We start from the raw sequence: 21,359 nt of genomic DNA, 5'->3' as shown, positions 1-21,359 counted from the left end.
CCTCTGAGAGGTCCGTCCCTATTTTTTATCTTTTTTCCAACGCCACAATAAACGGTGGATTGTTAAGCTGGTTCATGAATTGATATCTCAAGACATGAACATAGTTTTGATCCAGTCGTTCAACGTAACGAAGGATGTAATCCCTTTCGACAGCGCCTTCAGGATGCCCGTGATAAATCACAAGAACAAGGATCCCTTCAGGAGCCATCATATCAAGGATCTGATTCAAGGCGAGTATCGTTGTTTTTGGACGGGTGACGATATCCTTGTCGCCGCCAGGCAAGTAGCCAAGATTAAACACTGCCCCCGTCACTTTCCCGTGATGCAATGGGGGAATAACATTCATGACAGTCTCGTGTCCCTGTTGGAAGAGTGTCACCCGGTGGGAGAGATCATGGGTGATGAGCTGTTCCTTCGTGTTTTCAATCGCTTCCTCTTGAATATCAAACCCGTATACCCGGCCGTTTTCACCTACTAAGCGAGCGAGAAATAGGGTATCATGTCCATTCCCTAGGGTTGCATCTATGGTAATATCTCCCGGTTTGACAGCTCTTTCTAACAACTGTCTTGCAAAAGGTAAGATTCGATCCAATTTCATGCTTTCACATCCACTTTATAAAATTTTCCCTGCCAACTGTCCCTGCGCTTCAGTTCATCATCGATGGCATTAAGCACGCTCCATTTATTCACACTCCACATTGGCCCGATCATCAAGTCGATAGGTCCGTCCCCGGTAATGCGATGAACGATCATCTCGGGAGGGATGACTTCTAACTGGTCACATACGAGTTTAACGTAATGATCAAAGTTCAAGAAGTCAAGAAGTCCTTTTTCGTATTGCTTGACCATTGGAGTTCCTTTTAATAAGTGAAGGAGGTGAATTTTGATGCCCTGAACGTCAAGTTTTGCTACCTCACGTGCTGTTTCCATCATCATTTCCTCATTTTCCTGGGGAAGTCCGTTAATAATATGGGAGCATACACGTATTCCATGCTTCCGCAATTTATTTACGCCCTCAACATAACACTGGAAGTCATGGGCACGATTGATCAATCCAGCCGTTTTTTCGTGAACGGTTTGAAGGCCGAGTTCTACCCATAAATAGGTTCTCTCATTCAATTCAGCTAAATATTCAACAACGTCATCTGGAAGACAATCAGGGCGGGTGGCGATGGAAATGCCTACAACTCCATCTTGCTTCAGAACGGATTCGTACTTTTCCCTCAGTACGTCAACAGGTGCATGAGTGTTCGTGAATGCCTGGAAATACGCCATGTATTTTCCATCTTTCCACTTATTATGCATTTTTCCTTTAATATCATTAAATTGCTTCTCTAAAGGATCGACCCTGCTTCCTGCAAAGTCCCCTGATCCGGCTGCGCTGCAAAAGGTGCAGCCGCCGTAAGCAACTGTGCCATCCCTGTTCGGACAATCAAAACCGGCGTCCAGGGCAACCTTAAAGACTTTATGTCCGAAATGATTTCGTAAATGATAGTTCCATGTATGGTATCGTTTTGAATCTGTAGCATATGGAAACGGGTTTGTCCCGATGACAAACACCTCCTGTAATTCATTGATATAGCGATATGTATAACGCTAAAGAGATTTTATCATGAACGAGGAGACAAATGTATCCTGCGCATAGAAATAGGCGAAGTTTACCACTTCTGAAAAGGACAATCAAGTTCAAACTAAGATGGAGGAGAGGTAAGGATAGGATCTTCCTCTTCTTTATTCCATACGCCAAGGAGGTAGTCGAAATGGCAACCAGAAATTCAATGGATGAATGCATTCAAAAGTGTGAAGATGCCATTCGTTACGCTCAAGAACAATATAAATCCGGGACACAGCAGGAGCATTATCATGATGTTGAATACACACAGGCTATGCAGCAGCTTGAAGAAGCAGTCAACGATGTGGCTCATATGGCAAACAGCGCGAACTCTCAACAACGTGAACAATTGCATCGCATGAGACTCCAGCTTCAGACGTTGCAAAATGAAATGATTTTATTAGATCATGATCCCAATGTAGTAGGAGGTAAATTACATTGAGTACACGCTCTGATCAAAACAATCCAGAACAAAAGACCCGCAGTGATTTCCGAAAACTGGATACAGAATTCGGTGCAGAAAACAATCCTGTGAAAGAAGCCAAAAAGCGATACGAAAAACAGGGACAGCCTGTTAAATCCAATCACCATAACGGGAAATGACCGGAATTAGCCAGGTACTCATAAAAAGGAGTACCTGGTTTTTTCTTTACAAAAAAAGGACATCGATTTAAAGAAATAATTCTTGCTCCCTTCCCTGAAAAAGAGTAAAATCCTTTTGGGACTCGAAATAAAAGGGGAGAAAGGGGGCAGAATGATGCCCAAATCATTATGGCTGCTTATCGTTGGAATGATGGTAAATGTGACAGGATCCTCTTTTTTATGGCCGCTTAATACCATTTACCTTCATGAAAATTTAGGAAAGTCCTTGTCTGTAGCCGGAATTGTTCTGATGATGAATGCAGGCGCAAGTGTAATTGGAAATCTGATTGGAGGAACATTATTTGATCGTTTTGGTGGTTACCGTTCGATCCTCTTAGGGATTTCGATTACGTTATCCGCCCTTATCGGAATGAATATTTGGCATAGTTTTTCGTATTACGTCGTATTCTTGGCCATTGTCGGATTCGGCTCTGGTATCGTATTTCCTTCCATGTATGCCATGGCTGGTTCTGTATGGCCTGAAGGTGGACGTAAAGCATTCAATTCTGTCTATGTCGCTCAAAATATTGGAGTGGCTGTTGGAGCCGCATTAGGTGGTTTCGTCGCCTCATTCTCCTTTAATTATATATTTTTAGCGAATCTGAGTATGTATATCGTCTTTTTTTTCATTGCTTTCTTTGGATATCGAAACATTTCGATCGCCGGGCATCAAACATCTGTATTGAATGAATCAAAGGTGATAAGGGATAAATCGAAACTGAAAGCACTGCTCTTCATATGTGTCGCGTATTTATTATGCTGGATGGGGTATGTTCAATGGCAGTCCACCATTGCGACATATACGCAGGAAATCAATATTTCCTTGAAACAATACAGTTTATTGTGGACGATCAATGGAGCGTTGATTGTTCTGGCTCAGCCGCTTTTATCCAAAGCCATCAAGCGATTCGAGAACAATTTAAAGCTGCAAATCATAATCGGAACCATCATTTTCATGGTTTCATTCGGCGTTGCCTCGATTGCTGATCAATTTCAGTGGTTTGCCATTGCCATGATCATTTTGACAATCGGTGAAATGCTCATTTGGCCGGCGGTTCCGACTATAGCGAATTCACTTGCCCCAAAGGGTAGAGAGGGCTTTTATCAGGGAATCGTCAACAGTACGGCAACGGGAGGCAGAATGATCGGACCGTTTATCGGAGGAGTGCTTGTGGATGTATTCAGCATGCAGGTGCTGTTTATGACGTTGATCGCATTCTTCATGGTTTCACTAGTGATTACAAGTCAATATGACCGACCGTTAAAAAAGAAAAGAGCTGTGACGATATCGGTGCAACAATAAAGAACCCCCAATGATAGCATCATTGGGGGTTCTTTATATAAAAAGGGCTCCCGTTTCCTACGGAAGCCCACTTGCAAAAAATTGAGGCGGAAGATCAGCAAACGCCACATCGTTTGTTGTCACAAAGACGTGATCCCCGACTTACACAATTCAGCTCATCGCTATAATAGAATAGCATAGGACTTGAAAGAAAACAAGACTATTGTACAAATATAATAATGCAATTTAAAATATCTGATTTAATAAAGTAGTGATAGCTGTTTCTAAGAAGCATGACTATTAAGAAATAGGAATGAAAGCGTCGATACAATGCAGAATGTTTTTCCAGCTCATTTCTTCAGCCAATATTCCAGCAGTGGACCGCTATCGCCAAATACAGGGTCAGATGATGGAGGGGAGACGTTTTTAATTTCAATTAACACGCTGGGGCGTTCCCGTAAGGAACCTTTTTTCAAGTTATAACTGTCTCCGTTAGGATAGGCTCCGGCAACTTTAAAGTCGGGGCTTGAGATCAATTTCTTATGTCCTGTCCCCGCTGGGAGTATCATCACATCACCTTGATGGACTGTCACTTTTTCTCCCTTTTCCCCTCCCAATTGAACCGTAGCCTCACCTTTCATGACACCTAATACTTCATGAGCATTGCTATGGTAATGATGATATTCGTAAATACCATTAGTCCAGCTGTTCAGCCATTGATTTCGATTGAATATCTCTTCGGCTTCATTCGCTTGATCAAGTGCGCTCCGGTAAATGAGTACAGGCAGGTCCGGGTTATTCGGGATGATTCCATCGTCTTCGAAATAAAATATTTTCAGTTCTGCGATTTTCATCCTTTATTCCTCCATTCATTGGTAAAAAGATTCCCTAATACTACAGGCATTAAACCGATTCGGGTCTGGTAATTGAATGATTGACAAACCTGATTTGTATTCACAAAGAAGGTGAGAGGATGTGCTACTATAGAGGTATATGTTCTCTTGCAAAATAGAGGAGGCAATGGGAGATGAGCAGCTTATTAAAGAAGGTATCCGTGGACATGATCGAAATCATTCTTGAGAATGCTTTCGAGTGGTTGGTCGTCGTTGATCACGAGGGCACCATCATCTATATAAATGACAATTACTGCCGCTTCCTTGAGGTAGAACGGGATAAAGCGATCGGCTCACATGTGACAAATGTGATCGAAAACACAAGAATGCATATAGTTGCTGCTGGTGGTGAAGAAGAGGTGGCGGATCTTCAGTACATAAAAGGAAATTACATGATTGCCAACCGCATCCCGATCACAGTAGACGGGAAAGTGATCGGCGCATTCGGCTCCGTCATTTTCAGGGACACGAGTGAATGGATGCAAATGAGTTCACATGTGAAAAACATGATGTCGAAGATTCAAAGTTACATACAGGATATCAACACCGGAGTGAAATACTCGCTGAATGATATCATCGGTGAATCCCCAGGCATGACTGAACTGAAGGACAAAGCCCAAATGATCGCCCCAAGTGATATTTCAATCCTGATCAGGGGTGAGAGCGGGACGGGAAAAGAGCTGTTTGCGCACAGCATTCACCAGCTGAGTGAGAGAAGCGGGCAGCCTTTCATTAAAGTGAACTGTGCCGCGATTCCGGAGCAGCTCCTGGAGTCGGAACTTTTCGGGTACGAAGAGGGAGCTTTCACGGGGGCAAAAAAGGGTGGGAAAAAAGGGAAATTTCAGCTTGCCCACAAGGGGACACTGTTCCTAGATGAAATCGGAGATATGCCTCTTAATATGCAGGCGAAACTTCTTAGGGTATTACAGGAAGGGGAAGTCGAGGCGGTGGGTTCGACTCGCATACAGCACGTTGACGTACGGATTATTGCCGCTACGAATCGTCCCCTTGAGAAGATGATGGAAGAAAAGCGCTTTCGGAGTGATCTGTATTACCGGATCAATGTCGTCCCGTTTCAAATACCGCCACTGCGCGAGCGGAAAGAAGATATTGAAACACTGGCATCTTTTTTTCTGGAGAAATCCACAAAATCATCGGGAAAGCGTATCAAAGAATTCGAACATGAAGTCATGCAGATTTTCCTCTCCTACAGTTGGCCGGGGAATCTGCGTGAATTGGAAAATGTCATTCACGCTTCCACCTATTTGTCGAATGAAAGCAGGATTTCTCTTCATTCACTACCAACTTACATGAAATCAGGAAACGTGTATGATGTAGGATCCAAAACCCTTAAAGAAATCCTTGAAGAAACAGAAAAGTCGGTTTTGACCCAGAGTCTGCAAGCCCAACACGATAAACGTAAGGTTGCAGAGTCCCTTGGGATAAGTAAATCCAGTATGTATGAAAAATTAAATAAGTATGGGCTTTTATAAGTGTATAAAACAGTCCGGAAATACGGAAAACAGTCCGTGTTTCCGGACTGTTTTAGTTCAAGAGGAAATATGAACATTCCGTGACTGAATTATAGTATTTGTCCAGAATTTCGGAATCGAAAAAGATCTCATTACAACCAAGAGTATTTTCTTAGTAATCTGAAAGTTGGCATCATTATTGCATGTAATCTTATTGAACATATTTTTTAGAAAGGAGAGCTTACGTATCAAGATAAAATGTAAGCGTCATCATTTCAAGAGAACAAAGGGGGAAATTTCATGTTCAGTATGATCGGTCTTATTGGAGGACTCATTTTATTAATTTTTTTAACAATGAGGGGTATGAATATATTAATTGTTGGTCCCATTTCGGCATTATTCGTCGCAGTGTTAAGTGGTATGCCGCTGTTCCCGCAATTGGCAGGTAAAGGGGAAGCTGATCTTGTTTCCAACTATATGTCAGGATTCACAAGCTTTGTCGCTGCCTGGTATCTGATGTTCTTACTTGGAGCGGTGTTTGGTAAAGTGATGGAGGATAGCGGTGCCGCAGATAGTGTCTCCCGTTTTGTGGTAGAAAAATTGGGGATGAAGTATGCTGTATTTGCCATTGTCCTTGCCTGTGCGGTTTTGACTTATGGTGGAGTCAGTCTTTTCGTGGTGGCATTCTCTGTTTATCCTATGGCTGTCAGTTTATTTAAACAAGCCGATCTGCCTCGCCGCTTCATTCCGGCAGCATTAGCGTTCGGTTCGGTCACGTTCACGATGACCTCTGCCGGTTCACCTGAAATTCAAAACTGGATACCGATTGAATATTTAGAAACAACACCTTATGCAGGCTGGGAAGTCAGTTTGATCGTCGCTGTATTTATGGCGGTATTTGGCTACTGGTGGTTAAAACGAATGATCACCAAAGCCGTGAACAAGGGAGAAAAGTTTCATGCCCGTGAAGAAGATCCGGTCATTGATGAAGGCAGGCCGTTACCAAACCCGTTCATGGGATTGATTCCATTATTGGTTGTCCTCATCCTGGCGTTTTCCTTCCACGATTCTCTAAAGCAATCAGCTCTGATTATTGCTCTGTTAGGAGGGGTGATTTCGGCATATGTGCTGAATCGTAAGTATTTTAAAGGGTTCTGGGGTGCTGTTTCTGAAGGAACGGTCGGAGCGTTGATTGCCATCGGGAACACGGCGGCAGTTGTTGGATTCGGAGGAGTGGCCAAAGCCGTTCCAGCCTTTAGTACAGCAGTTGAGGTCATGACGAATATACCAGGCTCGCCATTGATCGGTGGAGCCATCGCCGTCAGTGTCATTGCAGGTATGACAGGCTCGGCATCTGGCGGTCAGGCAATTGCCCTGCCGATCCTTGCGCCGCACTATGTCGATATGGGGGTGAATCCTGAAGCCCTTCACCGGGTTGTCGCGATTTCTTCAGGAGCACTGGATTCCCTTCCGCACAATGGATATGTCGTGACGACCATCCGCTCGATCTGTAATGAAACACATGGAGAAGCATACGGTGCTGTAGGAGCATTGACGGTCATCGTCCCACTTATTGGATTGGCATTGGCGATTCTATTATTTACCTTGGGAGTTGGGATTTAAGAAAGGAGTAGCATCATGGTTGAAAATAAAGTGGTATTCATAACAGGGGCAGCCCGTGGGATAGGCTACCAAATCGGCAGGGAATTTGCCGCTGGAGGAGCAAAAGTAGTCCTGACGGATTTGCAGGAAGAGGCTGTACAGGAGGCTTCAGAGACCTTTAAAACAGAGGGGTATGAAGTTCTTGGACTACGCTGTGACGTGACATCGGAATCTGAGTTGAAAGCAGCAATCACAAAAGCGGTGAATCACTTCGGGAGGCTCGACGTCCTGATTAACAATGCAGGACTACAACATGTATCCCATATTGAAGAGTTCCCTACTGAAAAGTTCGAATTTCTATTAAAAGTCATGCTGACGGCTCCATTTGTCGCGATCAAGCATGCCCTTCCCCACATGAAGAAACAGGGTTCGGGACGAATCATCAACATGGCATCCATTAACGGCCTGGTCGGCTTCTCCGGTAAAGCCGCCTATAATTCTGCTAAACACGGAGTCATCGGTCTAACGAAGGTCGCGGCATTGGAAACGGCGGAACATGGCATTACCGTAAACGCGGTATGCCCGGGATACGTGGATACGCCTTTAGTCCGGAATCAACTGACGGATCTTGCGAAGACGCGTAACGTCCCATTTGAAAGGGTGATTGAGGAAGTCATCTATCCTTTAGTGCCACAGAGAAGATTACTGGACGTTAAAGAAATTGCAGACTATACCATGTTCCTGTGCAGTGATGCAGCGAAAGGAATCACAGGGCAGGCAGTCGTGTTGGACGGTGGATATACGGTTCAATAGCCTGTGATGAGAAACGACCTTTTAGAGGGTCGTTTCTTTTTTGTGGATAGGGAGAGTGTTAGGGGACCGGGATTGAATGTCTGGGAAAAAAGTAAGACGGCAGGATCATCTTCGGATTCGGCGTGATTCTTCTCGGTAATGACGGCTTCGGTTTCATGACCATTCCCGGTTTTTACCCAAAAACCCTGAGTCAAAAGGACGAAACTCCCGCTCCAATTCTTAAACAAATGACAAAATTCTTACCCATAAACCAACAATAGGCTTGCGCTTCTGTATATTTTTCACTAAAATAGTGAATACATATATTGTTTACTAATATTAAAACGTTGATCAGGAGTAGTAATGACGGTTTTCTGTCGTAGAGAGTTGACGGGTGGTGAAAGTCAACCAGAAGCATCATGAACTCGCCTGCTGAGTTGCAAGTGTGAACCAACAGTAAGACTTGCCGTTTTCCGCGTTAAGGATGAATGAAGCTGAGTGCGCGTACACTAATGTGGGTGGTACCGCGGGAGAATGTACATACAAACTCTCGTCCCAAATATTTATTTGGGATGAGGGTTTTTTTGTTTTTTAAAAGAAAGTCATAAGACAATCAAAGGAGGATCTCAATATGAGTTTTAATCATAAAAGCGTTGAGACGAAATGGCAGCAGTATTGGGAAGAAAACAAAACGTTCAAGGCAACGGAAGACGAAGGAAAATCCAATTTTTACGCGCTGGATATGTTCCCGTATCCATCAGGCGCAGGTCTTCACGTAGGACATCCGGAAGGGTTTACGGCAACAGACATCCTTTCCCGCATGAAGCGCATGCAAGGGTATAATGTCCTTCATCCAATGGGCTGGGATGCATTCGGGTTACCTGCTGAGCAGTATGCCCTTGATACAGGGAATGACCCGGCTGAATTCACACACAAAAATATCGACACGTTCCGTCGTCAAATTAAGTCTCTAGGATTTTCGTATGATTGGGATCGCGAAGTCAATACGACAGATCCAGGCTATTACAAATGGACGCAATGGATCTTCACCAAGCTTTATGAAAAAGGTCTGGCTTATGTGGATGAGGTTGCCGTGAATTGGTGTCCGGCACTGGGGACGGTCCTTGCCAATGAAGAAGTCATCGATGGGAAGAGCGAACGCGGAGGGCATCCTGTAGAACGCCGTCCGATGAAACAGTGGATGCTGAAGATCACTGCTTATGCTGATCGTCTTGTGGAAGACCTTGAAGATGTAGATTGGCCGGAAAGCATTAAAGATATGCAACGCAACTGGATCGGACGCTCTGAAGGAGCAGAAGTGAAGTTTGTGATTGACGGTCATGATAAATCATTCGATGTCTTCACAACCCGTCCTGATACAATCTTTGGTGCAACATATGCGGTTCTTGCCCCTGAGCATCCGTTTGTTGCAACGATCACCACGGAGGAACAACGCTCGAAAGTGGATGAGTACATCGACAAGATCAAGTCGAAAAGTGATCTTGAACGAACAGATCTTGCAAAAGAAAAAACAGGTGTATTCACTGGTGCATATGCGATCAATCCGGCTAACGGAAACAAAATGCCGATCTGGATTGCTGATTACGTTCTTATGAGCTACGGTTCAGGAGCTATCATGGCCGTTCCTGCACATGACGACCGAGATTATGAGTTTGCAAAAGAGTTCGATCTTCCAATCGTGGAAGTTGTCGCTGGCGGCAACGTTAAGAAAGAAGCTTATACAGGGGACGGAAATCATGTGAATTCCGGTTTCCTTGATGGACTTGGAAAAGAAGAAGCGATTGCGAAATCCATTTCCTGGTTAGAAGAGAAAGGCATCGGAACGAAGAAAGTAACGTACCGCCTTCGTGATTGGTTATTCAGCCGCCAACGTTATTGGGGTGAGCCGATTCCAGTCATCCATTGGGAAGACGGTACAACAACGACGGTTCCGGAAAGTGAGCTTCCCCTTGTTCTTCCGAAGACGACTGAAATCAAACCGTCCGGAACAGGTGAATCCCCGCTTGCGAACATCAGTGAATGGGTGAATGTGGAAGAGCCTGAAACAGGAAAAAAAGGCCGTCGTGAAACAAACACAATGCCACAATGGGCAGGAAGCTGCTGGTACTATATCCGTTATATCGATCCACATAACGAAGAAGCCCTGGCCGATGCGAAGAAAATGCAGGAGTGGCTTCCTGTGGATACGTATATCGGAGGAGCCGAACATGCTGTCCTTCACTTGCTGTATGCTCGTTTCTGGCACAAGTTCCTTTATGATATCGGCGTAGTCCCAACGAAGGAGCCGTTCCAAAAGCTGTTCAATCAAGGCATGATCCTTGGGGAAAATAATGAGAAAATGAGTAAATCAAAAGGGAATGTGGTTAATCCTGATGAAGTTGTTGAATCTCATGGTGCCGATACCCTTCGTCTCTATGAAATGTTCATGGGTCCACTGGAAGCTTCCATTGCCTGGAGCACAAACGGCCTTGACGGAGCCCGTCGCTTCCTTGACCGTGTATGGCGCCTGCTTGTTGAGGAAGATGGTTCACTTTCCTCTAAGGTAACAGATGCACCGAACAGTGACCTGGACAAAACGTATAACCAAACCGTTAAGAAAGTGACGGAAGACTATGAAGGCCTTCGCTTCAATACAGGGATATCCCAGTTGATGGTATTCATCAATGATGCCTACAAAGCGAATACTCTGCCGAAGAACTATGTAGAAGGATTCATCAAGCTTCTGTCTCCAATCGCTCCCCATATGACAGAAGAACTCTGGAGCAAACTTGGTCACGAAGGAACGATTTCCTACGAAGCATGGCCGACATTCGATGAATCGAAGCTAGTAGACAACGAAGTTGAAATCGTTCTTCAAGTGAACGGAAAAGTGAAAGCAAAAGTCATGATCCCACGTGACATGACAAAAGACGAACTTGAAAAAACAGCCATGGAAAACGATGAAATCAAAAGCCAAATCGAAGGCAAAACCATCCGCAAAACCATCGCCGTACCAGGCAAACTCGTCAACATCGTAGCCAACTGATAAATGGGAGGGACGGACCTCGAAATGGGCCTGATTTTAAGCGTGAATCGCTTTAAATCAGCATTTCGTAGAGGTCCGTCCCTCTTTTTTGAATCTGATTTTTTTGATTGGGAGACGTGGTTTGGTATAATCGTGATGAATGAATTGAATGTTGAAAGGAAGTTGAGAAGAATGGATAGTATTAAGACGATTTCGACAGATGAGTTGGAGCAAAAGTTGAAGAATGGGGAAGATCTGCTTTTAGTGGATGTCCGTGAAGACGAAGAAGTGGAAGAGGGCATGATCCCGGGAGCGAAGCATATCAAGATGGGCGAAATCCCTGAGTCTCTTGATCAATTCGATAAGGATAAGGAGTATATCTTTATCTGCCGCTCGGGGAACCGCAGTGGAAATGTCGCTCACTACTTGCAGGAACAAGGCTATAAAGTGGTGAACATGGAAGGCGGCATGATGAACTGGGCAGGAGACACTGCAGCGAAGAAATAATGATTTTTGGTGGGGTAGCACATTCCTTTTTGGAAAAAGGGGGTGTGCTTTTTTATTTATTGTGGCGATGAAGAGGACAGGGTGGTTAAGAGAACCTTGTGAAAAAATATTTAAGAGTAATTAATAAACTGATTTAACGGCGAAAATTTCATTTTAACGGCGAAATTTACGATATAACGGCGAAAGTCAAAATATAACGGCGAAATCTAAGATATAACGGCGAAAATCGACAACTCCACCGCAAAACATTCTGGCATTAACGAAATATTCCCACTATTAATCGTTTGAAAAGGCAGGATTCTGACGATACTGATACCAAAACAATCCGGGAGGGGACTCCATGATCCAGGTAAAAGTCTTCGACTACGAGCATGAAAAAGATTTAGAGAAAGATATGAACCATTTTCTCAGTAAAATGGATGATAAGAAGATCGTCGATATCAAATATCACGTAGCGGCAATGTCCGAGGAAGTGGAGGATCAAATCTATTGCTTCTCCGCCATGGTCGTGTACAGAAAATAAAAAGGTTGATCGCTCAAGAGTGAGGATCAACCTTTCTTTTTTACAATCAAACCTTCCCGGCATTCAGTCCGGCCAGCCGTCCGGTTACGAGGGCAGAGGTAATATTGTACCCCCCCGTATAACCGTGGATGTCGAGGACTTCCCCGCAGAAGAAGAGGCCTTCCATCTTTTTTGAAGCCATTGTTTTCGGCTCGATTTCTTTAATGGAGACTCCGCCTCCGGTTACAAAGGCTTTATCAATGGATAGGGTTCCGTTCACATTAAAGGTGAATTGCTTTAAGAGCTTTGCAAAATGACGGATTTTCTCAGAAGAGATATGATCCCCTTTTTCATCATGATCGATTTCTGCCCGTTCGAGTAAAAATAACAGGTATCTCTCAGGGACAAGACCTTTAAAGATATTTTTCGCGGCTTTTTTACCTTCTTCCTTCACTTGCTTGTGGAGGGACTGGAATAGCTGTTCTTCATTTTGATCCGGAATGGAATCGATCTGCATGGGAACATGGGTCAGGTTCCATTTTTTCATCGCCTTCACTACGTATTGGCTGCAGCGAAGAACAGCCGGACCAGAAATCCCTAGATGGGTAAAGATCATGTCCATCTTATGGGTGATGATCTTTTTTCCTTTTGGATTCAATACGCTTAAATCGACGCTGCGCAATGAAAGGCCCTGAAGCTCCTTTTTCTTCACGAAAGGCTCGTCCGATGTAAGGGGTACTTCTGTCGGAAACAGATCTGTAATTGTATGGCCGGCTTTTGTCGCCCAAGGATATCCGTCACCAGTGGATCCGGTGTGAGGGACGGACTTTCCTCCGACCGCGATCACAACAGCGTTTGCGGCGATGGTTTCACCGTCTTTTAAGAGGATGCCGACTGTCTTGCCGTTTTCGTAAAGAACCTCTTCGACACTAGTGCTGGTCCTTGTGTCCACCTTCAATTCTTTCATTCGCCCCAGTAAGGCTTCCACCACATCCATGGCCCTGTTCGAAACAGGAAACATTCGCCCATGATCTTCTTCTTTCAATTGGATTCCGAGATTTTCAAAGAAAGAGATGATATCTTCATTATTAAACTCGGAAAACGCGCTGTATAAAAAACGTCCGTTGCCCGGGATATGCTTGATGATTTCCTCTACAGGAAGCCGGTTGGTCACGTTACAGCGGCCACCTCCTGAAATGGCGAGCTTTCTGCCAAGCTTTGTACCTTTATCTACAAGGAGGACTTTCGAGCCGTTTTCACCGGCTGCGATACTGGCCATCAAGCCTGATGGTCCTCCGCCTATGATGATGACATCGTATTTCTTTACCATTTTTCCACCAACTTTTAATATTCGCTTCTCAAAAGAAGTTTCACCTTATTTTAAATGGGATGGGTTTTAAATACAACATTCGAAAAAAATTGTCATTCGTTTCGTACAGTAGTAAACTACTGATAGTGTGAAAATTTCTTAGTTCGAATTTATTTTGTTTGTTTAACGGGCAACAAGATATATAGAGAGGGATACTATGTCATCTAAATTAATAAGAGGAACGTTTATTTTAACGTTGGGGACCTTTATTTCGAAGTTTTTGGGTCTTTTTTATGTTATACCGTTTGATGATTTGTTAAAAGGCCATGAAGAGGGAGCCTCCCTTTATCAATATGGGTATGTCCCTTATACGATCTTTCTGACAGTAGCAACTGCGGGAGTGCCACTGGCTGTTTCTAAATTCGTTTCAAAATATAATGCCATCGGGGAATATGCCGTAGGTCGGAAATTATTTAAATCAGGGCTGGTGCTCATGACACTGACAGGGGTTGTATCATTCCTCATCATGTATGCATTCGCACCGATTTTTGCAGAAATGACGATTAAAAGCGATGAGCAGGTCATATCCGTTGCACAAGTGACCACCGTCATTCGTGCCGTGAGTTTCGCATTGATTATCATTCCGTTCATGAGTTTGATCCGGGGGTTCTTCCAGGGACATCAATCCATGGGGCCGACGGCGGTTTCCCAGGTAATTGAACAGATTGTCCGCATCGTTTTCCTCCTTGGCGGGATTTATGTCGTATTGAACATACTGGATGGAACCGTGACAACGGCCATTTCCGTTGCGACATTCGCTGCATTTGTAGGGGGACTTGCCAGTCTTGGGGCATTGATCTGGTATTGGTTTAAGCGGAAGCCTCATATGGATGAACTCCTTGAAGAGGACCGGGGGAACGAAGAGATTTCGTTAAGAGCGATGTACAAAGAAATCATTGCCTATTCAATCCCGTTCATTTTTGTAGGTCTTGCCAATCCATTGTTTCAACTGGTGGATCAAATTACGTTCAATACTGCAATGGCAGATATCGGGAACGCCAAAATCTCCGACCATGCTTTTGCCGTATTGAACTTCTATACCCATAAGCTCGTGATCATTCCAGTATCATTGGCAACGGCTTTTTCCATGACGCTGATTCCGTTGATTACAACATCGTATACGAGCGGTGACAGGAAAACGATGCGTAGAAACATTGACCAGACCTTTCAGATTCTGCTGTTTCTGACCGTTCCGGCAGCGTTGGGACTAGCCCTTTTAGCTGAGCCGATGTATACGCTGTTCTATCACAGTGATGTCCTTGGAACCTCGATTTTACGTTCCTATGCACCTGTTGCGATCCTGTTTGCATTATTTGCGGTTACTGCAGCGATCCTTCAAGGGATTGATGAGCAGAAGTTCACGATCTTCAGCCTGCTTGTCGGCTTGCTTCTGAAGCTTGTCCTGAACATCCCGTTAATTCGCCTTTTTGAAACCCAGGGTGCTGTGCTCGCTACTACAATTGGATATGCAGTGGCGATTCTGATCAATCTGTATGTCATCAAAAAATATGCAAGGTATCAATTCCGGTTGATTTTGAGAAGAACCTTGTTCATCGGTGCATTGAATGCGGTCATGGCTGGAGTCGTATTGGTTTTATATGGTGTCCTGGTGCGTTTCCTTAGTCCGGAGACAGGACTCGAATCTATTATACTCGTCTCCATTTGCGGCGGAGTAGGAGCCCTCGTTTACTTCTACCTAAGCTTAAGAAGTAAACTTGCAGACCGGCTGTTCGGTGACAAGATAACAAAAATTCGCAGTAAGCTGCGCATAGGGTAGGGAAAAAGGGATGATACATGCCGATCATCCCTTTTTTATTTGGGGTTTTTCGCATACTTTGTTGCTTTTAGATTTAGAAAGAAGAATATTGTTTTCTATTCGATTTTTCTTTGATACCTTATAGCTCTGCCACGAAAATCTTTAAAGATGGTGAGGGGAACTGCGCAGACTCCTGCGGAAAAACAGGCTGGCCGAGACCCCGGAAGCGAAGCGTCCGCGGAAAGCGGAGCAGTTCCCCTCACCATCCAGCACATATCAATTGACAGAGCCCAGGCAGACAAATTGTTCAAAACCACATCCTTTACGAATACAGTCTTTTATTTTTATCAAAGTTGCTTACCTCAAGCAGCCTGTGTTAAGAATAGAAGGATGAAGGGATAAAACCCAAATAGACCGATGAATTTAAAGCAAAAACAAACGGAGCGTGAATGATGAAATGAGAATAGATAAAATGCTTGCGAATATGGGCTATGGCAGCCGTAAGGAAGTAAAGAAATTATTAAAGGACGGCGGTCTTCAAGTGAATGGGGAAGTCGTCAAGGATGGAAAAGTTCATATTGACACTGAAAAGGATACGGTGATGTTGTACGGTGAACAGGTAGAGTATCGTGAATACATCTACCTGCTGATGAATAAGCCGCCGGGGGTCATCTCCGCTACTGAAGACGGACAGGATGAAACCGTGATTGATTTACTGCAGTTGGAAGATCAGATTTTCAATCCGTTTCCCGTTGGAAGACTTGATAAGGATACGGAAGGCTTTCTACTGATTACGAATGACGGCCAATTGTCCCACCAGCTTCTTTCACCGAAGCGCCATGTACCGAAAACGTATTTTGCCGTGATAGACGGGGAAGTGACGGAAGCTGATGTGGAAGCTTTCAAAAAAGGCGTCACATTGGATGATGGCTATGAAACGAAACCGGGGGATTTAACAATCTTAAAATCGGGTTTAACTTCAGATATTGAACTGACGATTACAGAAGGGAAATTCCATCAGGTGAAGAGAATGTTTGAAAGTGTCGGCAAGCGCGTGATCTATCTGAAGCGTTTGACCATGGGGCCCCTCGAGCTTGACGAAGATCTGGAGCTTGGTGAGTACCGTGAACTGACGGAAGAGGAAGTAACGCTACTTAAGGAATATAAGCGGGAATAAAAAAACGGGACAGCACGCTTTGCTAAAGGTGCTGTCCCTGTTTCTTTTAAAAGTCAATTTGGTCCGCTTTTCTATGTGTCCAGCTCCGGCGGCTAGTCCCTCGAGGTCATAAGCCAAGGAACCCAAAAAGGCAAAGGGCGCCTTTCCGGGTTCCTCGTCTTATGCTTGTCGGGCCTGATCGAGCCGCCTCCGCTTTTCTGTGTGGCAAGCTCCAGGGCTTAGAGGCTCGAGGTCATAAGCCAAACCTGCCAAAAAGGCAAAAACCCGCCTTTCCGGCAGGTTCGTCTTATGCTTGTCGCCTCTGGGCAAAGCCCTTCCGCTTTTCTATGTGTCCAGCTCCGGCGGCTAGTCCCTCGAGGTCATAAGCCAAGAACGCCAAAAAGGCAAAGGGCGCCTTTCTGACGTTCTCGTCTTATGCTTGTCGGGCCTGATCGAGCCGCCTCCGCTTTTCGTTTATGAAGTCATTTTTACTTTTTTCTCTGTTGTTGTCCACTGACCCCGACTCGGGCTTTGTACCAAGTCATTATAGGCTAACACGTTGAGATCTCTTTGTATGGTGCGAGGAGTAATGCCAAATTCGTCTACAAGATCTTGAGTTGTTACAGTACCCTTCTGTTTGATGTACATGTATACAGCTTTGATTCTAGTGAGCATACGATTGGTTGAAGGTTTCAAAAAAACCACTCCCTCATCATTTTTCCAAAGGCAAAGACTACATGCGTCGTTTGTGCACCTCACGTGCTACCATATGTACTATGCGCTTTAGACAACCCCTTTTCTACATATAAAGTTTACTCATATGATGTCAGACAATTACATTGTACTCCTAATCCGACAAAATTTCTAGAATATTGTCCAAATTTACAAACTATTTACGTAGTAACTTGATGGTTGTATTCCTAGAATATGAAGAAAATGCTAAAATTATGTATTTTTTCTTTAGTCCTCCATATGATCGTCCTGCAGGTGAGGACTGAGTTGATTTTGGTCGATCGTCCCTGTTTGGATTTCACCGTCAAACAGTATAAAATGGGAGGTGAAGAAAATACATATAAAGCAGGTGGAAGTGTATGAGTATCAATTGGACAAATGAAGTCGAGAAACGGAAAGATGATTTGTTTAAAGACTTGCAGAAATTCCTTCAGATCAAAAGCGTAATGGATGAAGAGAATGCGACAGAAGATGCACCTCTCGGCAAAGGTGTGAAGGAAGCTCTTTCTTACCTGTTGACACTTGGGGAGGGTGACGGTTTCACTCCTAAGAACGTGGATCATCTTGCCGGTCATTTAGAGTTTGGGGAAGGGACGGACCTCCTTGGTATCCTCTGCCACGTGGATGTGGTTCCTGAAGGGGACGGATGGAGCGTCGATCCTTATGGCGGCGAGATCAAAGACGGAAAGATTTACGCCCGTGGAGCGATTGATGACAAGGGTCCGACAATGGCCGCTTACTATGCCATGAAAATCGTAAAGGACCTTGATCCAACTTTTAATAAGAGAATCCGCATGATCATCGGGACGGATGAAGAGAGCGACTGGAGATGTGTGAATCATTATTTCAAGAACGAGGAAATGCCGACGATGGGGTTCGCTCCCGATGCCGACTTCCCGATTATCCATGCGGAAAAAGGGATTGCGGATTATGATCTTGTTCAGGTAAAGCCTGAGGATGTGACCGATTCAGGTATTAAAGTCCTTTCCTTTGAGTCCGGACGCAGATATAACATGGTTCCTGATTATGCAAAGGCTATATTGGTTGTTGACGAGGATCATACCAATTGGGTGCAGAATTTTGAAATCTTCACGAAAGAAGAAGGGGTCAAAGGAAGTTATTATTTAGAGAATGGGGAGCTTGTATTCCAAGTGGAAGGTGTGTCTTCACACGGAATGGAGCCTGACAATGGAAAGAATGCAGGACTTTATTTAGCCGCTTTCTTATCAAAACTGCCATTATCTTCTCAAGGAAAGCAGTTCTTTGAATTCACAACGAAGCATCTCTTCAAGGACTCCAGGGGGATTCAGCTTGGTGTCAGTTACACAGACGACATCACAGGGGACCTGACCATTAATGTAGGGAAGCTGCGTTATACAGAAGCGGAAGGCGGACGATTAGGGTTGAACATGCGTTATCCGGTGACGTTTGATATGGAAAAAGGAAAGAGTATCATTGAAAATATTGAGGGGTATTCCATCGAGAATTTCACGGACAGCAAACCTCATCATGTTTCTAAAGATGATGAACTTGTTCAAACCTTGAAAAAAGTATATGAAGATCAAACAGGTGAAAGAGGAGAGTTATTAAGTATCGGTGGAGGGACTTACGCCAGAAGTCTTGAAGCAGGTGTAGCCTTTGGAGCGTTATTCCCGGGGCGTGAGGATATTGCCCATCAGAAGGATGAATATATGTATATAGAGGATCTTCTTAAAGCTACGGCTATTTATGCCCAGGCGATTTATGAATTGGCATGTGAATCTTAAGAAAGACCAGGGGGAGAGAAGAGGATGAACACAGTATTTGTAAATGGTGAACTGATCGATCGCGACAAGGCGAAGATCGATATCGAAGACCGTGGCTACCAATTCGGGGACGGCATCTATGAAGTGATCCGGGTGTACGACGGAAGCACGTTTACCATGAAGGAGCATATGGAAAGATTGTACCAAAGCGCTGAAAAGATGAAGCTTTCCATTCCGTACGGGGAAGAAGAATTCACGTCAAAGCTCCTTAAGCTGATTGAACTCAATGGGATTGGAGACGGCATTGTGTATGTACAAGTGACCCGCGGTGTCTCTCCGCGTCAGCATCACTTTCCTGCAAAGGACGTGGCGGGAAGTGTTGTTGCGTATACAAAGGATTTCCCTGTTCCGGTTGGGCAGATGGAGAATGGGGTGACTGCAAAGCTTGTGGAGGATATCAGGTGGCTGCGATGTGACATTAAGAGCCTGAATCTCCTTGGAAACCTTCTGGCAAAAGAAGAGGCGGCTTCCAATGGGCATTTTGAAGCGATTTTACATCGAGGAGATACGGTAACGGAAGGCTCTTCTTCCAATGCCTTCATTGTAAAAGATGGTGTTATTTATACACATCCCGTTACAAACCTAATTCTTAATGGAATCACGAGGAGAGTCATTGAAAGTTTGTGTGGGAAAAATGGTATTATGTTTCAAGAAAAGACGTTTTCTGTTACTGAGCTGTTGGGAGCGGATGAAGTATTCATAGCCAGTACCACCTCAGAGGTGATGCCAGTCATCGAGATTGATGGAAAGGTAATCGGAGAAGGAAAACCAGGTGCTGTCACGAAAAGGCTTCAGTCGCTATTTAGTGAAAGAATAGGAATTGAAACACGTTAAACCAGTTGGAGGCAATACATGTTGATTTGTTCACAGCCATTTATGAAGACAGAACGAAGAATAGAAGATAACCAGCAATTCACGGTAGAGACGGAGGAGCATTTGTATTTGTACAGTGATCGAATCGTCACTCCTACGAGGAGCTTCATCATCAAGGATGTAATGGACGTGACAAGCAAGCCATTGTCCGCTTATTATACGTTTTTGTACCTTCACACAATTGAAGGGGTCTGGACGTTCGTCGTAAAATCTTCTCCCGAACAATTCATCTCACACTACCATCAGGTTAAATGAACATAGAAAGAGGCTGCCCTACTAATAGAGGCAGTCTCTTATTATTAAAATCTGAACAGGTCACTTGATAGATAGCGTTCACCTGTATCGCAGGCGATGCATACTACCACATCGTCAGGTGACAATTTCTTCGCCACTTCAATTGCTGCGTAGCAAGCGGCTCCTGAGGAAGGTCCCACTAAGATCCCTTCTTCGCTTGCCATTCTGCGGGCGATATCGTAGGCCTGCTCGTCTTCGATTTTATGGATTTCATCATAGACTTCCGTATTCAGGATATCCGGGACAAACCCCGGACTCGTACCAACCAATTTATGCTTCCCTGGTTTTCCTCCTGATAAAACCGGGGATCCGGCAGGCTCCACTACATGGACAGCGAGTTCAGGATAATGTTCCTTCAAGACTTCGCCCGTTCCGGTGATTGTTCCCCCGGTACCGGCCGTTGCGACGAATGCAGATAACGATTTTCCAATTTCCTTCATGGCTTCAACGATCTCCAGGGCTGTTGTTTTTCGGTGGGCATTTGGATTGGCATCATTTTCAAACTGCATGGGCATGAAACTGTTAGGGATTTTCTTTGTCAGTTCTTTTGCTTTCTCGATGGCACCGGGCATTTTTTCATCTCCTGGTGTCAATACCACTTCTGCACCATACGCCTTCAGCAGGTTGATGCGTTCTTGAGTCATTGTATCAGGCATCACAAGGATTGCTCGGTAGCCTCGTGCTGCCGCATTCATGGCGAGCCCGATACCTGTGTTGCCACTCGTCGGCTCGATGATGGTCGACCCTGCCTTCAAGAACCCTTCCTTTTCCGCCTCAACGATCATTTGATACGCCGCTCTGTCCTTGACACTTTTACTTGGATTATAGAACTCTAATTTCACATAAACATCCGCCCCGTCAGCAGGGTTTAATCGATTTAATTTTACAAGGGGGGTATCCCCGATCAGATCTGCGATATTTTGTACCACTTTCATGTTCATCTTCCTTTCAGAAAACATTCTCTTTCTATCGTACTAATTCAGAGAAATCTTATCAAATAAATTAGCTTTGTATTTCATTTTTATTGCAATTCCTTCTAGACATT

Annotated in this window: 20 protein-coding genes and 1 other annotated feature; of the genes, 14 read left to right on the top strand and 6 right to left on the bottom strand. The window is 44.4% G+C overall.

The window, feature by feature from the left end:
* Window positions 1–25: 25 nt before the first annotated feature.
* Window positions 26–598: a class I SAM-dependent methyltransferase gene (locus BAA9072_RS17325; RefSeq protein WP_201715941.1), complete on the bottom strand. Its 573-nt coding sequence runs from the start codon at window positions 596–598 to the stop codon at window positions 26–28.
* Window positions 595–1,560 carry a TIGR01212 family radical SAM protein gene (locus tag BAA9072_RS17320; protein WP_201715940.1) on the bottom strand — a complete coding sequence of 322 codons (966 nt, stop codon included), beginning with the start codon at window positions 1,558–1,560 and terminating at the stop codon, window positions 595–597. Before BAA9072_RS17320 ends, BAA9072_RS17325 begins: the two co-directional genes overlap by 4 nt.
* A gap of 200 nt (window positions 1,561–1,760) precedes the next feature.
* On the opposite strand from BAA9072_RS17320, the gene BAA9072_RS17315 reads away from it, so the two are divergent.
* From BAA9072_RS17315 to BAA9072_RS17305, 3 genes are all read left to right on the top strand, one after another.
* Window positions 1,761–2,054: a YtzC family protein gene (locus BAA9072_RS17315; RefSeq protein WP_201715939.1), complete on the top strand. Its 294-nt coding sequence runs from the start codon at window positions 1,761–1,763 to the stop codon at window positions 2,052–2,054.
* Window positions 2,051–2,215: a hypothetical protein gene (locus BAA9072_RS17310; RefSeq protein ID WP_060672924.1), complete on the top strand. Its 165-nt coding sequence runs from the start codon at window positions 2,051–2,053 to the stop codon at window positions 2,213–2,215. Before BAA9072_RS17315 ends, BAA9072_RS17310 begins: the two co-directional genes overlap by 4 nt.
* Window positions 2,216–2,369: 154 nt before the next feature.
* Window positions 2,370–3,557, top strand: a complete 1,188-nt coding sequence (locus tag BAA9072_RS17305) for an MDR family MFS transporter (protein WP_201715947.1) — start codon at window positions 2,370–2,372, stop codon at window positions 3,555–3,557.
* Between the two features lie 329 nt (window positions 3,558–3,886).
* On the opposite strand, the gene BAA9072_RS17300 is transcribed toward BAA9072_RS17305, so the two are convergent.
* On the bottom strand, window positions 3,887–4,390 hold the full coding sequence (locus tag BAA9072_RS17300) for a cupin domain-containing protein (RefSeq protein ID WP_201715938.1): 504 nt from the start codon (window positions 4,388–4,390) through the stop codon (window positions 3,887–3,889).
* Window positions 4,391–4,563: 173 nt separating this feature from the next.
* On the opposite strand from BAA9072_RS17300, the gene BAA9072_RS17295 reads away from it, so the two are divergent.
* The 6 genes from BAA9072_RS17295 to BAA9072_RS17270 all read left to right on the top strand — a co-directional run bounded on the left by BAA9072_RS17295 (window position 4,564) and on the right by BAA9072_RS17270 (window position 12,350).
* Window positions 4,564–5,922, top strand: a complete 1,359-nt coding sequence (locus BAA9072_RS17295) for a sigma-54 interaction domain-containing protein (RefSeq protein ID WP_201715937.1) — start codon at window positions 4,564–4,566, stop codon at window positions 5,920–5,922.
* Window positions 5,923–6,201: 279 nt separating this feature from the next.
* A complete protein-coding gene (locus BAA9072_RS17290; RefSeq protein ID WP_201715936.1) occupies window positions 6,202–7,524 on the top strand; it encodes a GntP family permease in 1,323 nt (440 codons plus the stop codon).
* Window positions 7,525–7,539: 15 nt separating this feature from the next.
* Window positions 7,540–8,316, top strand: a complete 777-nt coding sequence (locus BAA9072_RS17285; RefSeq protein WP_201715935.1) for a 3-hydroxybutyrate dehydrogenase — start codon at window positions 7,540–7,542, stop codon at window positions 8,314–8,316.
* 317 nt (window positions 8,317–8,633) lie between these two features.
* Window positions 8,634–8,856: a binding site (T-box leader), on the top strand.
* A gap of 70 nt (window positions 8,857–8,926) precedes the next feature.
* The gene (gene leuS, locus BAA9072_RS17280; protein WP_201715934.1) at window positions 8,927–11,341 is read left to right on the top strand and encodes a leucine--tRNA ligase; all 2,415 of its coding nucleotides are present in this window, start codon (window positions 8,927–8,929) and stop codon (window positions 11,339–11,341) included.
* A 171-nt stretch (window positions 11,342–11,512) separates the two neighbouring features.
* The gene (locus tag BAA9072_RS17275) at window positions 11,513–11,827 is read left to right on the top strand and encodes a rhodanese-like domain-containing protein (RefSeq protein WP_201715933.1); all 315 of its coding nucleotides are present in this window, start codon (window positions 11,513–11,515) and stop codon (window positions 11,825–11,827) included.
* Window positions 11,828–12,167: 340 nt separating this feature from the next.
* Window positions 12,168–12,350: a sporulation protein Cse60 gene (locus BAA9072_RS17270; RefSeq protein WP_034765594.1), complete on the top strand. Its 183-nt coding sequence runs from the start codon at window positions 12,168–12,170 to the stop codon at window positions 12,348–12,350.
* 46 nt (window positions 12,351–12,396) lie between these two features.
* Here the strand turns inward: BAA9072_RS17270 and BAA9072_RS17265 are convergent, their stop codons facing one another.
* On the bottom strand, window positions 12,397–13,659 hold the full coding sequence (locus BAA9072_RS17265; protein ID WP_201715932.1) for a BaiN/RdsA family NAD(P)/FAD-dependent oxidoreductase: 1,263 nt from the start codon (window positions 13,657–13,659) through the stop codon (window positions 12,397–12,399).
* 196 nt (window positions 13,660–13,855) lie between these two features.
* On the opposite strand from BAA9072_RS17265, the gene BAA9072_RS17260 reads away from it, so the two are divergent.
* Window positions 13,856–15,475: a putative polysaccharide biosynthesis protein gene (locus BAA9072_RS17260; protein WP_201715931.1), complete on the top strand. Its 1,620-nt coding sequence runs from the start codon at window positions 13,856–13,858 to the stop codon at window positions 15,473–15,475.
* Between the two features lie 436 nt (window positions 15,476–15,911).
* Complete coding sequence (locus tag BAA9072_RS17255) at window positions 15,912–16,631, top strand: pseudouridine synthase (RefSeq protein ID WP_201715930.1); 720 nt, start codon at window positions 15,912–15,914, stop codon at window positions 16,629–16,631.
* Window positions 16,632–17,084: 453 nt separating this feature from the next.
* Here BAA9072_RS17255 and BAA9072_RS17250 read toward each other — a convergent pair whose 3' ends face one another.
* Window positions 17,085–17,306: a DeoR family transcriptional regulator gene (locus BAA9072_RS17250; protein WP_044340309.1), complete on the bottom strand. Its 222-nt coding sequence runs from the start codon at window positions 17,304–17,306 to the stop codon at window positions 17,085–17,087.
* Between the two features lie 395 nt (window positions 17,307–17,701).
* On the opposite strand from BAA9072_RS17250, the gene pepV reads away from it, so the two are divergent.
* Genes pepV through BAA9072_RS17235 form a run of 3 tightly spaced genes read left to right on the top strand, consistent with a single transcriptional unit; the run spans window position 17,702 to window position 20,275 of the window.
* Complete coding sequence (gene pepV, locus BAA9072_RS17245; RefSeq protein WP_201715929.1) at window positions 17,702–19,108, top strand: dipeptidase PepV; 1,407 nt, start codon at window positions 17,702–17,704, stop codon at window positions 19,106–19,108.
* A 24-nt stretch (window positions 19,109–19,132) separates the two neighbouring features.
* Window positions 19,133–19,981: a D-amino-acid transaminase gene (dat, locus tag BAA9072_RS17240; RefSeq protein ID WP_201715928.1), complete on the top strand. Its 849-nt coding sequence runs from the start codon at window positions 19,133–19,135 to the stop codon at window positions 19,979–19,981.
* 18 nt (window positions 19,982–19,999) lie between these two features.
* Complete coding sequence (locus BAA9072_RS17235; RefSeq protein ID WP_201715927.1) at window positions 20,000–20,275, top strand: hypothetical protein; 276 nt, start codon at window positions 20,000–20,002, stop codon at window positions 20,273–20,275.
* A gap of 44 nt (window positions 20,276–20,319) precedes the next feature.
* On the opposite strand, the gene cysK is transcribed toward BAA9072_RS17235, so the two are convergent.
* Entirely contained in the window at window positions 20,320–21,249 is a 930-nt protein-coding gene (gene cysK / locus BAA9072_RS17230) for a cysteine synthase A (protein WP_201715926.1), read from the bottom strand.
* Window positions 21,250–21,359: the final 110 nt, after the last annotated feature.

Origin of the sequence: Rossellomorea arthrocnemi (assembly GCF_904424705.1) — a bacterium.
GTDB classification, from domain to species: domain Bacteria; phylum Bacillota; class Bacilli; order Bacillales; family Bacillaceae_B; genus Rossellomorea; species Rossellomorea arthrocnemi.
The sequence above is the reverse complement of the archived record's forward strand: the minus strand, read 5'-3'. Positions and strand labels throughout refer to the sequence as shown.

Bases quoted from the DNA above. Each gene is read 5' to 3' on its own strand.
- BAA9072_RS17325 (WP_201715941.1), bottom strand. From the start codon at position 598: ATGAAATTGGATCGAATCTTACCTTTTGCAAGACAGTTGTTAGAAAGA.
- BAA9072_RS17315 (WP_201715939.1), top strand. From the start codon at position 1,761: ATGGCAACCAGAAATTCAATGGATGAATGCATTCAAAAGTGTGAAGAT.
- BAA9072_RS17305 (WP_201715947.1), top strand. From the start codon at position 2,370: ATGCCCAAATCATTATGGCTGCTTATCGTTGGAATGATGGTAAATGTG.
- BAA9072_RS17300 (WP_201715938.1), bottom strand. From the start codon at position 4,390: ATGAAAATCGCAGAACTGAAAATATTTTATTTCGAAGACGATGGAATC.
- BAA9072_RS17295 (WP_201715937.1), top strand. From the start codon at position 4,564: ATGAGCAGCTTATTAAAGAAGGTATCCGTGGACATGATCGAAATCATT.
- BAA9072_RS17290 (WP_201715936.1), top strand. From the start codon at position 6,202: ATGTTCAGTATGATCGGTCTTATTGGAGGACTCATTTTATTAATTTTT.
- BAA9072_RS17285 (WP_201715935.1), top strand. From the start codon at position 7,540: ATGGTTGAAAATAAAGTGGTATTCATAACAGGGGCAGCCCGTGGGATA.
- leuS (WP_201715934.1), top strand. From the start codon at position 8,927: ATGAGTTTTAATCATAAAAGCGTTGAGACGAAATGGCAGCAGTATTGG.
- BAA9072_RS17275 (WP_201715933.1), top strand. From the start codon at position 11,513: ATGGATAGTATTAAGACGATTTCGACAGATGAGTTGGAGCAAAAGTTG.
- BAA9072_RS17270 (WP_034765594.1), top strand. From the start codon at position 12,168: ATGATCCAGGTAAAAGTCTTCGACTACGAGCATGAAAAAGATTTAGAG.
- BAA9072_RS17265 (WP_201715932.1), bottom strand. From the start codon at position 13,659: ATGGTAAAGAAATACGATGTCATCATCATAGGCGGAGGACCATCAGGC.
- BAA9072_RS17260 (WP_201715931.1), top strand. From the start codon at position 13,856: ATGTCATCTAAATTAATAAGAGGAACGTTTATTTTAACGTTGGGGACC.
- BAA9072_RS17255 (WP_201715930.1), top strand. From the start codon at position 15,912: ATGAGAATAGATAAAATGCTTGCGAATATGGGCTATGGCAGCCGTAAG.
- pepV (WP_201715929.1), top strand. From the start codon at position 17,702: ATGAGTATCAATTGGACAAATGAAGTCGAGAAACGGAAAGATGATTTG.
- dat (WP_201715928.1), top strand. From the start codon at position 19,133: ATGAACACAGTATTTGTAAATGGTGAACTGATCGATCGCGACAAGGCG.
- BAA9072_RS17235 (WP_201715927.1), top strand. From the start codon at position 20,000: ATGTTGATTTGTTCACAGCCATTTATGAAGACAGAACGAAGAATAGAA.
- cysK (WP_201715926.1), bottom strand. From the start codon at position 21,249: ATGAAAGTGGTACAAAATATCGCAGATCTGATCGGGGATACCCCCCTT.